This window comes from Kribbella aluminosa, assembly GCF_017876295.1.
Taxonomy (GTDB): Bacteria; Actinomycetota; Actinomycetes; order Propionibacteriales; family Kribbellaceae; genus Kribbella; species Kribbella aluminosa.
Map to the genome: position 1 here is coordinate 50908 of NZ_JAGINT010000002.1, position 13355 is coordinate 64262.

The window sequence follows — 13355 nt, forward strand, 5'->3', positions numbered from 1 at the left end:
TGCCTCCCCGTTGCATTCATGGCCGGGAGTAACCCGGCACCGACCAGCTAGGCGAATCATCCTCGTTCACACGACCTGACACTGCCACAACAGCCTTACATTAAGACACGCCATCGACACTCTCCGCAACCCCTACGCGAAATGCGTTTCACCATTCCATTCGATGCCGCAGTTGGTCGGCCCTAGACCGACACACCGTAGGCAGCGGCGCCTACCTCTCGCTACGCTGAAAGGCGCGCGGAGATGGGTTGAGTCGACCCTTCCTGGCGGCCGTGCAGGAGCCGTTTATGTAGGCCTGGCGGGCGACTTCGCTTACCGGCTGCGCTGGTTCCAGTGGGTGCGCAGGGGGCCGCGGAGCACTTCGGCGAACTCGGCGCGCAAATGCGTCAGATCAATCGGGCGGCCAGCCAGTTGCGTGCACAGCTCGTTGAGCGGCCATGCCCCGAGGTAGCCGAACCTCGCCAGGTAGATCGCCACCGTGTGCAGGCCGAACCTGTCGGAGTAGTCAAGTAGCGTGTATCCCAGCAGCTGGTCGAGATCGGAACGCGCAAGGCTTGCAGCCCGCGTGCCGTCCGCCCGCGGCTGTCCACCCTGGCCTGCTTTGAAGTCCACCAGCATTCCGCCGGCAATCAGATCCGCGTCTGCGTTCAAATCTTTGCTGCCGTCGAACGTCATGCCAGAAGCCACCGGCCCGGCGGGCAGGCTCGGTAGCAATCGCTGTCGCGCCAGATCCCGCATCGCGATCAGGTCGGCGACCTCGGCATCATTTGCCAACGCGAGCAGATCTGCTGCCCGGCTGGACTCGGACAGACTCATCAGCCGAGAGTTTTCCACCGGTGCGCGGAACAGCTCGCCCATCAACGCAAGGGCGTAGCAGACTCGTGCCCACCACTCGTCATTGCGATCGGCGAACTGACCCGGAGTCAGTGGCCCCACAACCGGCCTGTCCACTTTTGCTCGGATACCACCCAGCTCCGACAGCAGCTCCAGCCCAGCCTCGCCCCACGGGCCGGGCCGCTTCATCAGCCCACCGAGCGGCAGTCTGAGCGTGACGGCTCCGTCGGCGAGCATGCGCAACCACCAGTCGATCGCCGCGCCCTGAGTTCCCGGCGCGACCGTGGCCGGCATCAGCAACTGCTGCGGACCGGCAGCCACGCGAAACGACTTCTGGATTTCCTTGTGGTCAGGGAATGTGGACCGCAACCACAGTGCCACTGGGCTGGCCGGGTCTTTCACTTCATCAGTCAAGGCAGACATAGCCCGCAACCTACCGACCGCCGCCGACATCCCCGATCGTGCGTGAACGCGATTCCCGGCGAGCGCTGCGCCGGGTGGTGTGCCGCCATCCGGCGCTGGCTGCAACGTTCGCCTACTGCTGATCACGTAGCAGGGCGACCAGTAAGCCTGCTGCCTCGATCGCTACAGACACTCCGAGCGTCCACCTTGTAGAAGTGGACGCGGCCACGCCAATCAGCACCGCGGCCATCAGAATCAACTGTCCGCGGTCGCTGACCAGCGGCAGCCGCCGACGTCGACGTCGACGTCCTTTGCTCCTCAACCGACTTTCTCCGCCGGGTCCGCCGGTGCAGTTAAACCTCGAGCTCGGTCCTCGCATCGACCAGGACCCTCAGCCTTGGAAGCGGCCAGGCAAAGACCATCAGGTAGTAGCCATTCCGGTCGACTTCTTCCTCAATGGATGGGTACTTGTGCTGACCGACTCGGAGATCGCCGCCTGGTTGATGTTCCGCTATTTCGGGCAGATCGGCGCCAAGGCATCGTCGGACGGTTTCACGTTGTTCGCCGATGACCGCCTGGCCTGGTACGACCTGAGCAAGGACGTATGGGAACCCCACGCCGTGCTCGGACGGATGGGGTTGATGACGGCCCAGACCTCCCCTACCAGCCGGGATCCGGCGAGGCGAGCTCTCGACGCGATGGGACCGTGTCCAGGTCACCGACGATGGGCTGCGCCACGGGGCGCTCACCTCGGCGCTCGCGGCCGTCGCAGCCACCAAGGACGGCGTAGTCGGCCTCGAGGAGGCTAACGCGAGTCCGACAACCGGCAACCGGCAACCCAGTGCCACGTTCACCGGCGACTACGCCACTAGCTGCACGCGAGATCGGACCTTAACAATGCCGATCGCGTCGATTCCGCCGTATACGTCACGGCTGACCGCTTACGAGCGTCGGCGACTACCATCGTTTGCAGAGCGGCTCGGCAACCTGCGTCACCTGGAGCGCCTCGCCAACCAGGGCGGGGGCCGAATCTCCCGGCCCCTCGAAAATCCACTGCCGCGAGAGAGCATCACGGAGAGGCAACAAACGGTGACGCTCACGTTCGATTCGATCCTGCACAGCGCCGGAATCGATCCCGGCGAGGCTCTTGTGATCCGCCACGCCTACGTACGCGAACACGAAGACAGCGGTCTGCCGGGCCTCCACGCTGACTCCACCGACGCAGAGATCCTTCAGTACACGAGCAAGCACTCCACGAGACCACGCATCTTCCCGACTGCTCCGCCCCGCATCTGGATCGTATTCATCCGCGAGGGCGGCGACCGAGCCCGCCTCTGGTCGGTGCTGGAGAACCGCGGCGAGACTTCGAACGACGGCACACTGCGAACGTTCGATCTCGTCACGTCCGAGCAGATGGCGGACCTCCGAAACCGGCTGGTGATTGGCTGGAGATCGCCGCGTACCTGGAGGATCAACGCCACGACCGCGGCCGGCTACCCGGTGATCGAGATCGCCGACGCCGAGCCCGTGCCATTCCCCGGCTTCGACCGCCTCGTTCTGGACCACGCCAAGCTCCAGGCCGTGATGCGCGAGCACCGCTATGCCTCGTGGCGCACTGCCCTGGCGTCGGTGATAGGCGTCTACCTGATCACCGACACCCGTGACGGGCGTCAGTACGTCGGCAAGGCCGACGGTGCGGAGAGCATTCGCCAGCGCTGGAGCGCCTATGCAACCAACGGCCATGGCGGTAACACCGAACTGCGCAACCTCGACCCGACAAGCTTCCGGTTCTCGCTCTTACGGGTGTTCGACCCAGCGACGCCCACCCGTCAGATCGACGCCGCCGAGGGCCACTTCAAGATGGCCCTCGACGCCCGTAGACACGGCCTGAACCGGAACTGATACCTGGTGCTCGCTCAGCCCGAACGCTGGGACGGGCCGGTTCGCCTGCTGTCCACACTCGTCGTCATTCGTCGCACTTCTCTGATTCGTCGTGGGCGGCACCATCACGATGCCGACAGCGGCTACACGTCGGCGGACGAACGATGCCCGCCCGGTTCGGGTCCGACCTCGCTAGTCGGGCTCTACCCCTGCATTGGTGGCTGCGGGGGTCCAGATAGCTCTGCGTCCGCTGCCCCTATCTGGTTCACGGTTCATTAGATTCGGGCGTGCTTTCTCCGTGGTTGTGTGGATGGTCGAGATCGGAGCGTTCCGCGAGGTGGAGTGGCACCGGCTTCTTGGTCCGGTCATCCCAGGCAGCCGCCTGATGGCACAGCCTGGCTGTGAGTTCTACAAGTACTGCTGGTTGCCATGATCCTGCTCGTGCGATCGTGATCTCGATCATGGTGAGCGCGTGCCAGTCTTCGGCGTGGAACTTCGCTTGATCGGTCGGCAGTGTCCACCGGGTGTATTTGGCGCCGGTTTTTGCTCCAATCGATTTGCCTCGGTAGGTCTTGGACGCTTGCGCTAGGAGCCAACTGCCTGTTCCGTTCTCGCTGTGTCCATATACCTGCATCTGTGGCAGCGCCGGTTGATGGGGGTCGGCCACCGGCGTGCCGTGTCCGCGATGGGTGGCTTGCGGAACCCGCTGTCCGCTGGCGCAGCGAACCACTGCAAGGTCTGGGTGGTTAAGGGAGTCGCCGGGCAGCGGTCCGCGGCCGAGAGCTGTGTCGTTGAGACCGGACCAGAGCCCTTTGCAGGATTCGGCGTCAACGAACAGCACCACGGGTCGGTCACGGGGAAACTCGGCTGCCTGTAGCGCCTGTTCAACGTAGGCCTGCACGGCTTCGCGCTTGTCGACTGTGCGGGAGAGTTCCTTCATTCCGATGGGATCGGTGTAGTACTCGGCGTTAGCCTCGCGGTAGCTCAACCAGGGCTGGCCTGGCTTGCCCGCACTCTTAACTCGCCATGGCTGGTTCAGGTCCGCTTCGGCATGAAGTGCCGTGAGACGAATTACGAGGCTGTTGGCGGGTTTGTAGCCATTGCGTTGTCGTCGTGGGGTGTCCTGCCGGATATGGATCCCCACCAGGATCGCCGACCGATCCAGCGTCACCGTGTCACCCTTCACCATGGCCTGCCCCAGGCGATCGTCGATCACGCCGGCCTGGCGAAAGAGATCTCGCATTGCGCCGATCGCCGGGTAGTCGGAGGCCTTCTTCGGCTGGACTATCGTTTCGTTGCCCTGTGCATCTTTTGTCTTCGCCTTGTTGGCGGCTTTCGGCTTGGCGGGGGTCCAGTTGGAGTTGATGAACTGGCTGACGATGCCCTCTTCTCCAAGGAGGCGCCGCACGATCGGTTTCGCGTCGTCCTTTGGCGGGTCTTCGGGATCCCAGAAGGTCTCGGCCAGGGCAGCGATACCGGTCCCCGGCTGTGCCTTCAGCCATGCTTGATCGTTGAGGACGCGAGGTTGTGGGCCGTGATCGAGGATGTCGCCGGCCTCTGCCATGATGACGCTCAGTCTGCCGGTCAGCTGGATGGTTTGACCGTCGGGGATTCCGGCCAGCGAGGTGTCCGGGGCAGCACTGTAGGTGGCCATGACTTCTTGCATGCGGCGGCGAACGATCGGTGTGGAGTACAGGCAGACGATGCGCAGGTGCTGCAGGCCGCTGGCAAGTACTGCATCGTCGATTTTGGCTGCGGGGATGGCATGGTCGTCGAATGCTTTGACGCTCATCGAGGTCTTGGCATATCGCAGGGGCTGGATACCGAGCTGCCGTGTCGCGTGCTGTCCTAGCTGGTAAAGAAATCTGACTCCAGGCCCTTTGCCTGTGGGGTGAAACAACGGCTTGCCGATGGGGCGTACCTGTCCGGCTTCAGTTCCGAATTCGGCGGGAAGCGTGATCGCGCTCAGGCCAAGAGCATCGATGACGTCTGCAACGTGGCCTTTGGTCTGGGCGTGGTCTCGTCCTATTTTCGGGTAGGGCGACAGGACCGGTAGCCGGAGGATCGGGTCAGCCGGCCCAGAACCTCTGTCGATATAGGCGTTCTTGACGAACGACCACGTCGTGGGGTGACGGGCCACGTGGCCGTCGAGACTGAGGTAGAAGTTCGCTGCACCGGGCACCGTGACGATGGCTGTCGAAACGTACTGCGTAGCGTGGCCGGTCCTGGTCTTCCCGGACGGCAGGCTGATGGGGTTGTCGAAGGCGAGAAGGTTGCCCTCGGTGTCCATTCTCAGCTGAATGGGGTAGGTGCCGTCGATGAGCAGTGGTTCGGCGGCGAGCCGGCGTGCGAGTTCCCAGCGGGCAGCCTGGTAGAACCAGCGAGGCGCTGAGACTGGCTGGTTGACCTTGTCGCGCTCGATGAAGTCGGCGAGATTCTCGATGCGCGGCGTGATGCCTATTGGCAGCAGCGCTGCGAGCGTGTCCGAGGTGTGGTCGCCGGTGGTCAACTGTTCGAATTTCCGGATCGCGGTATGCATGATCCAGGGGTCGATCGGTTGGGTTGTGATGAGCAGGGCGTCGCTGTCGCGGGTGCCTTGGCGACCAGGGAACAGGGTTACTGGCTGGCCTGTAACAGCGGTCAGGGCGACGGTGAGTGCGGTGTAGCTTGGCATGACTTCGTCGCGGGCCAGGCGGTTCTGCAACAGCTTGGTCATGCCGTCCCAGCCGGCCAGGAAGTCCGGATTCATGGGATAGATCGCAACGGTTCCCAGCGATTGGGGGTCGATCTCGTAGGCGAGGGTGTGCAAGCCCTTGGCGAGGTCAGTGGTCACGGTGTTCGTCATCTTCCTGTCGCTGGTCGGCAAAGGTGAAGATCGCTTGGAGGGTGTCGCCGTAGAGCGACTGCATGAGGTCGAGCTGGCCTTCGTTGTGCCAGTTGTCGCGGATCTGACGGATGAGGCTGGCGAGGTCTGATTTTCCGCTGGTGTCGTGGAAGGCGTAGTCGACCAAGTGGATCTCGGCGTTGTCGCCGCCGCGCCGTGCACGGCCGGCCAGCTGGATGAGTCCGTTGAGGATTTCCTTGGCAATAGCGATCTGCACCGCAGTAGGTAGCGCACGGAAGTACGGCAGGCTGCGGAAGATGCGGTCGAACGCCCGGGCTGCTTCGATGCGCATGTTCTCCAATACCTCGGCTGGCGCGTCGGTAGCGGTCGAGATGGCATGGATGTCGGCGTTGACGTGCGCGAGCAGCTCGGCTGGTTCATCCATGACCGGGATGGGCCGGATCACGAGCCAGACGGAGCCGATCTGGGAGCGGCCGTCGCGGTCGACGATGTTGAGTCCGCGTTCGGTTCGCGCCAGTGGTGCGATCAGGACGGATCCGGGTTCGGTTCCGACGGTGCGGCCGAATTCTTCCAGTCGATCTGCCGGGACCTCGGTCCAGCGTGCGGTCAGCCGAGGTCCTTCCGGTGCATCGTCCGGGCGTACCCCCAAGACGATGCGCTCGGCGGGGACACCCGCGGCGGACAGTCCAACCGCGAGATCTTCCGCTCCCTCATAGGCTGTGGTGGCGAGCAGCAGCCGGGCCCGACGTGCCGTTTCAGGGTTAGCCAGCAGCTGCTGGATTTTCTTGTCGAGGTGCTGGATCCAGAGTTGTTTGCCCAGCTTGGTCATGGTCGCGCGGCGTTCCTTGCCGCTGGTTCCAGATACTCGTAGGAATTCCAGTTCCTCGTCGCTGACCGGGGTGGCATGAATGGTGAGTCCACCGGTCACATCGTCGGGGACCCACCACATCGGCTGAACGTGGACGTGGTGATGGGGTGCGCCAGGGAAGTAGCCCGTTGCGGACAGACCGACCACGATACGGCTGCGCCCCGTGTGGGCTCGAGCGGTGAGGTCTCCCAAAGTCACCACGTACGTGTGGGGGTCTCCGCCGAACCCGCTGACCCGCAAAGAGGTGTCCCACGGCCGGTCGTCGTCGTGGAGCTCGGTGAAGGCGAACAAGACTCGGCCCATCGGCCCGTAGGGCACCGCTCTCCAGGTGGCGAACTGACCGAGCGCATCAGCGATTTCCGTTGCCGCCTTGACGCCTGAGGCGTGGAGTTGCGGCGCCGCGTAGACCATTGACATCAGGCACTTGCGCAACGTCTCCAGATGCGCTCGCCGGATCAGCCGATCTGCGACCAGTACCCGCGTCTCATCGCTGTCCAGGCGGCTAACAGGGTAGGGGTGATCCTTGAGCATCCCGGCAAGGAGTTCACGGCCGACCATGAACAGATCGCCTCCGCTGGCAGGACTGGTCAACGTCGCCAACACCGTGGCTACCGGTTCCAGCCAATCAGGAATCACCGCGCCGCTGGTGGACTCGGGAAACAGAGCATCCAGCGTGGCCAGCTGCTCTGTGCTCACGCTGAGATCTTTGGCGTCGGGTGGAATGCCGAACAGGGCCGCGGCGAGCCAGCCGTCCCATCTGCGCGGCAAGACCCAGCGACCGAACATCGGGTGGCCTGGTGAACGGCCGGCCCGTGAACGAATGAAGTCCCCGGCGGCAAGGTGACGGTTGTAGTTCTCGGCTAGATACCGTGCCTGCGACAGCAGTGCTTGGACGCGGCCTTCGATGAGAGGGTTGATCAGGCCAATCGCATCGCCGAACTCGGTGTCGAAACGCCGCAACAGCGATCCCGATGAGCCGCGCCTCTTCGCCAAGGTCAAGCCGCTAGCGCTCTCACCGATCAGGCTAGCCTGGAACGCGTCGATCTCATCGATCAGCACGGCGTGACTGCGGAACAGCACAACGGCCTCGACCGAGGGGTTCTCTTCGACCCGGCCGTCCATCACTACAGGAACGTGCAGGCGCCCAACGGCGAAGTTCGAATGGCTGGTCACAATCACCCGGGCCGTTGCAGCTTGCCTGGCAACACGGAACTTCCCGCAGCTGTTGCGCCACGGGCACCGCGACCGCTTCTGACTGGCAGAGCCGTCGTCCTTTACGGCCCGCAGATCTCCACACGGTTCTGCTCCCGGCACCCAAGCATCGACGCCATCCTCAGTCTCAGCGGCTGCCGGCAAGGCGCAGGCATAGTGCATGCGGTCATAGGCCCATTCGCCGAGTCCGCCTGGCTTTGAGCCCTTAGCTGCGATCTCAGCCTCAGTTGCCAGTCTGCGCGGGGACATCAATGGCACCACATCACCATCGACGCCAAGCGCACGAAGGCTGGCATCGATCGAGTGAGCGGTCTGCACGACGACCGCGTTCTTGGGAACCAGCAAGGTGGTCACCATGCCGCGCTCGGCGCACCAGCACGCTACCAATTCAGCCAGGACGTTCTTGCCGACTCCGGTCGGTGCATTCAGCAGCTGGGTAGCACCTGCGCGAAGCACCCACTGGCCCTGTTCCAGATTCTCCGGATCTCCCTGCAGACGGGTGAAGATCCGGTCAATCGACTCGCGGCGATGAGTCTGACCGAAGGCCGCATCCAGCAGGTCAGCCATTCTCCTCAAGTCGTCGAACGGTATCGACAGCTCTGATGCGTCCACCGGCTGACCCAGGTCAGTTGGCTCCTCCGGCTCGGCAGCCGGTGTTAGAGACAACGCATAGCGTGTCTCGACTGCTCCGGTGCCGCGTGGGCCGCTCGTCCACGTCACGAATTCTCCGGGGCCGGCGACCTTCTGCGGCCGCCGGGTCTGCATCTCCTGCTCGAGCCACAGGAACCGCACACACTCCTCGACCACAACCTGGGGTGAGGCCATGTCGACCAGCAGGACGTCAGAATCCAAGAAGCTGAATTCGGCGATCTGTTCAGGCACCAACTGTTCGACCAGGTCCCTGAAGCCGTTGCGGTTGGCCATCGCGACCGGACGCCACCGCAGTAGCCGCGCGATCAAGGTGCGTTCCTCCTCCGACAGCCGCAGCCAGCGAGCCCACTTGTCGACCTGCCCTGACAAGAAGAACAGTGCATCCGCGACGCGGATGCAGCGCCGGCCCTGCTGCTCGATCGGGAAGTACAAGACCGCGAGCGCCAGCGCACCCCGCACCACGTGAATGGCTACCTTGTAGTCGGCCTCTCGTGGACCGCGCCGGCCACCCCGAGCCGCGCTCACTGGGCATCACCTCGACCCACAACCGTGCGGACGTGTTTCATGAACGCCTCAACCGTCCAGAACGTCTTGTCAGGCAGCGCGCGCGACAGTTGCGGAATCTGGCTCTTCCGATACTTCGGCACCAGGACATGCCGTGCAGCCGGTGGCTCATCGATAATCCGGCGAGCATCTACGTGGTCCTTGACATCCACGGTCCAGGGAGCGAAACCCGGCGCCGTGACCAAGGCATCGAACGTGTCCATAATCGGCCACGGCGTGACCCTGATGCCTAGTTCCTCGCTCTCCAGCTGCTGAAGCACTACTTCAGGCAGCCCCGGAATGGTGATGAACCGCCACACCGCGGGATCGAGACACCCAGCTCCCGTAACAGGCAATCCTTTCGGCGTCCGCATCCGCGCGGTCGACACCTTTCTCAGCTGCGGCAGACCCAGGTCATACCCCTTGATCTCGAACCGCGCCTCGTGCGGTGAGTAGCTGCAGAACACCGACCGCTCCCTCACCTTCATCGGCCACCGGCACGCCGGGCACGGCCACCACCACGCATCGCCATCCCCCGTGCCGCGGTGACTCCGATCCCGGGGAATGTCGACGTACTCCGCTACCGCCTTTGCCCCCGCATACCGGAGGTTGGTGTTTCGCTCATCGATCAAGTCACGGCGAACCCCAGCAGGGCGCTCGATCAAAAAGAGGCGAGACGCCGTGTAGACCTTCTGATCACCGGTCTGCACTGTCGCCTGAAAGACTGCACGCTCAACCTGCTCGTCGCGCTGCCAGGCCCACTTCGGCAGCCATGACGTTGCCGGATCAGCCTCACGGTCGAACAGACCAAAGGTGTAGTCGGCAGCCACCTCCAAAGCAGCATCCGTAAGCCCGTCAGCCTCATCCAGGAGTACGAGCGACCCCAAAACGCCGCCCTCAGACACGTCGGGAAGCAACTCGCTGATCGGCCTGCGCAACGCTGCCACAAGATCCATTGGCGTCCGGATCTGCGACTTCGACGCCTGCACATGCATGATCACGCCCGCCATCCGCGCCACCTCCCGCCACGCACCCGGCTGGTCACCACGTTGAGACCACGCAACACTCGCCCGCAGCGCCGCAGTCACCACCGCGTCATGCGGCGAACGTAAATTGAGCACTCAACTTCTCCTTATTTGGCATCACGCACTGCGATGACTGTCTAACAGAGCGCACCGACAGTTTCGAAGCAGTCCCGCCGCGACCGGCAAGCGCGGAGCTCACGGACCGAGAGCCGGCGCGACACGACGAAGAGACACGGTGGGAGATTTCGCGAGGCTCGAGCGAGACCGGGTACGCCGGGAAGCCGAAGTGCGGGAACGTCAAGCTGCAGTCTCGGCGGCTCAGCGAGTACAGCAGCGGTTGGACCAGCTCGAGCAGGATGCCGCCGCACGCTGGATATGCCTAGAAACAGGAAGGCCACGACCGAGCAGGTAGTGCCCGTCGACTTCCCTGACGCCGAACACTTTCGCTGCTCTAACCGCGACCTCCGGGCCGAACGGTCTGTCCTTTCGGAGGGATGCAGAGACTTCCAGGTGCGGTGCTGATAGGGGGATGGAACTCGCAAGCCGTTGCCTGCAACAAGCGCAAAACAGTCGATACGAATCACATCTGTGACTAACCTGGATCGCCTGGGAGGGCACGTCTTTCTCACCCAGCATCGCGGTACCGAGCGACTATCCCCCAGGGTGGTCCGGGGCCGCTGGCAGCGAGGCTCCTACTCGTTGGCCTGAGGTTGCCGGACTGCGCCGTTGGCGTGCGCCCGGTGAGGCGGGCACACATCACACAGGCGACGCAGTCCGGCAGCAGCCAACCGATGCCCAGACCCGAAGCGACCGATCCCCTGTCACGATCAGCGTCGGCTCTGGTCCTTCGTGACGCGTGCGCCGCCGGGAGAAACTTTCCTTGTCATCCTGCGCCGGCCAGGAAATCGTATGGAAACTTGCTGGCCGCCGAACCAGCCCACCCAAATGGTGCCACCGCACGGCACCACTCGGTCTCCCCCACGCATCTACCAGGCGCCTTCCGTGTGAGGCACGGGACCACGAGAGGACCCGCACGGGGCCCGGGGCTACCTCAGGTCGTACCGAGGACACTTCGTGGCTCCTTGGCCGCCGCAGTATGGGTGGTTTAGAGCCATGGCCGCCATCGGGCAACGATGGTGCCAGGTCGGAACCTTGCTGACACCCCGCTGAGACCGCAATCGGTCCTGTGCGAACGAACCGTAGGTCTATCCCGGGGCTCAGCAGCGGCCACGATCGCCCGGGCCCGGCTGATCATCAGGCAGGGTGTTCCGACCCGCGTCCATCTGCCGGGACTTGCGACGGCGCCGACGGCGCCGATGCTTCTGGAGTTTGCCGAGCTCGCCCGCTTGGCCACCTGCCAGCGCCTACACGGCCGCTCGCGAGGGGTATCAAGGCCAGGCGGACAGAGCTGTCAGCACGGATCCCTCTATCCGCCATCCAGGAGCTCCCTAACTTCGGTGCCGGCAGCCGCCACGAAGGGTTCCGTGGCGATGAGGCCCAAGGACCGGACACCACGCCTCAGTTCGCAGGCGCGGGAGCCGGCAGCAGCGACCGCTACTGGGGACCAAATGCCCCCACCTCGGTGCGCATTTCATACGTCGAGCCTCCGATGGCCAGCATGAGGGCACTCCCACTGAGGTGGCCTCATCCTGGCTCTGGCGGTCCTATCTCAAGCGCCTAGACGCTGCCGTGGCCCACGGCAGCTCGTGCGCACCGATCGAGCCGACCCCGGGGCCCGGACACCCGGCGCGGCGTGCACATTCCACCGGTACAGATGAGGTGCGAACGTCTTTGTGTACTTTTGTGTGTACCTGGCGGGTCTGGGGCCACGGAGAAGCCCCCCTGACTGAGGCGTTTTGCCTGGTCAGAGGGGCCTTGGTGGAGCCGCCTATCGGAATCGAACCGATGACCTTCTCATTACGAGTGAGACGCTCTGCCGACTGAGCTAAGGCGGCGGGTACCGAGGCAAGAGTGTAGCGGGAGGAGGGGGAGGATTCCGAATCGGATCTGGGTACGGCGGTACCGCGGGGTGCGGGTGTGCCCGGGATCACTCCGGGGCGGGCGCATGCGCCGAGCGCTCCACTCCGGGGAGGACGGGGAACTGGGAGTCGGTTATGTGCGTCGTAGCGGCGGGAAATAGCGAGTGGAACAAATTGTGCGGGAAATGCGTTGACTTCGGTAGTGGAGTTGGGTGACACTAATTCCCGCAAGACCAAAACCCTGAGGAGAGATCGTGTTCGGAACGCACATCCTGAGCGAAGCCTGGCGGCCCGGCCGCATGGCTTTGTCGGCGTGCCTGCGATCCGTGGGCGACGAGGCCAGCTACAACCACCAGCTGAGCCCGCGTGTGGGCGGTCCGCCTGGGTGATCTCCGAGTGGGGAGACCTCCAGGAGCCGTCTGAGCCGGGTACCGGCAGCAGGCGGCTCTTTTCTTTTGCCCGACCTCGGGCCATCGCCGGCGTGCAATGGTTGCGGACCGGATTCCAAACCCGCGTCAAGAGGGTTCGACTCCCTCCGTCGGTGCTTTCCGGTATTTACGGATATCGGCACGAACAATTGACAACTGGACATTCATCGCAATTTCCCCGGCGTCCGCGAGACCCCGGGGAGGACCAGCTGTAGGCCAGTGGCCAGGCCGCCTCATTTGGGTTGAGGAGATCGGAGGTTCGAGTCCTCCCAGCTGGACCAGGCGCCCGCAGGATGCTCAGCTACCGGCCGAGCGGGCGCCGTACGCGTGCCCTGTGACGGAAATCCGCAGTACATCCGGCACAGGGCACCGGACGCCCGTGGCTCAACCGGAGAGAGTGCCTGCCTACGAAGCAGGAGGATGCAGGTTCGAATCCTGCCGGGCGTGCTGTGTCCGAAGCGGAAGTGGGCGATGCGCCGGGACGTGACCCCGGAGGAAGCGGGTTCGAGCCCCGCCGGACACCCTGCGGTACGACGTACTCACGTGGAGTACGGCGTACACCCGCGGCTCTGGCCCAAACTGGGAGAGGCGCCTGGCTTAGGACCAGGAGGTTCAGGGTTCGAATCCCTGGAGCCGCACGAACGGACCGACACCGAGATCGCCGACCTGCCGACCGCCGGTCGGGCA

5 protein-coding genes and 5 tRNA genes are annotated in these 13355 nt (G+C 64.1%); 5 read left to right on the plus strand and 5 right to left on the minus strand.

Going from position 1 to position 13355, the window contains the following annotated elements; all coding sequences use genetic code 11:
• Positions 1-312: 312 nt before the first annotated feature.
• A complete protein-coding gene (locus tag JOF29_RS21520; RefSeq protein ID WP_209696302.1) occupies positions 313-1257 on the minus strand; it encodes a hypothetical protein in 945 nt (314 codons plus the stop codon).
• Between the two features lie 876 nt (positions 1258-2133).
• Between JOF29_RS21520 and JOF29_RS21525 the strand changes: the two genes are divergently transcribed.
• A complete protein-coding gene (locus JOF29_RS21525) occupies positions 2134-3138 on the plus strand; it encodes a GIY-YIG nuclease family protein (protein WP_209696303.1) in 1005 nt (334 codons plus the stop codon).
• 244 nt (positions 3139-3382) lie between these two features.
• On the opposite strand, the gene JOF29_RS21530 is transcribed toward JOF29_RS21525, so the two are convergent.
• The 4 genes from JOF29_RS21530 to JOF29_RS21545 all read right to left on the minus strand — a co-directional run bounded on the left by JOF29_RS21530 (position 3383) and on the right by JOF29_RS21545 (position 12216).
• Positions 3383-5962 carry an RNaseH domain-containing protein gene (locus tag JOF29_RS21530; RefSeq protein ID WP_209696304.1) on the minus strand — a complete coding sequence of 860 codons (2580 nt, stop codon included), beginning with the start codon at positions 5960-5962 and terminating at the stop codon, positions 3383-3385.
• Complete coding sequence (locus tag JOF29_RS21535) at positions 5940-9218, minus strand: hypothetical protein (RefSeq protein WP_209696305.1); 3279 nt, start codon at positions 9216-9218, stop codon at positions 5940-5942. The genes JOF29_RS21530 and JOF29_RS21535 overlap by 23 nt, the downstream gene beginning before the upstream one ends.
• On the minus strand, positions 9215-10357 hold the full coding sequence (locus JOF29_RS45460) for a pPIWI_RE_Y domain-containing protein (RefSeq protein ID WP_209696306.1): 1143 nt from the start codon (positions 10355-10357) through the stop codon (positions 9215-9217). The genes JOF29_RS21535 and JOF29_RS45460 overlap by 4 nt, the downstream gene beginning before the upstream one ends.
• A 1783-nt stretch (positions 10358-12140) precedes the next feature.
• A tRNA-Thr gene (locus JOF29_RS21545) sits at positions 12141-12216 on the minus strand.
• 657 nt (positions 12217-12873) lie between these two features.
• Here JOF29_RS21545 and JOF29_RS21550 point away from each other — a divergent pair.
• The 4 genes from JOF29_RS21550 to JOF29_RS21565 all read left to right on the plus strand — a co-directional run bounded on the left by JOF29_RS21550 (position 12874) and on the right by JOF29_RS21565 (position 13306).
• Positions 12874-12949 (plus strand) — tRNA-Pro (locus JOF29_RS21550).
• A 92-nt stretch (positions 12950-13041) separates the two neighbouring features.
• A tRNA-Arg gene (locus tag JOF29_RS21555) sits at positions 13042-13115 on the plus strand.
• 2 nt (positions 13116-13117) lie between these two features.
• Positions 13118-13191, plus strand: a tRNA-His gene (locus tag JOF29_RS21560).
• A gap of 40 nt (positions 13192-13231) precedes the next feature.
• A tRNA-Leu gene (locus JOF29_RS21565) sits at positions 13232-13306 on the plus strand.
• The last annotated feature ends 49 nt before the right edge of the window (positions 13307-13355 follow it).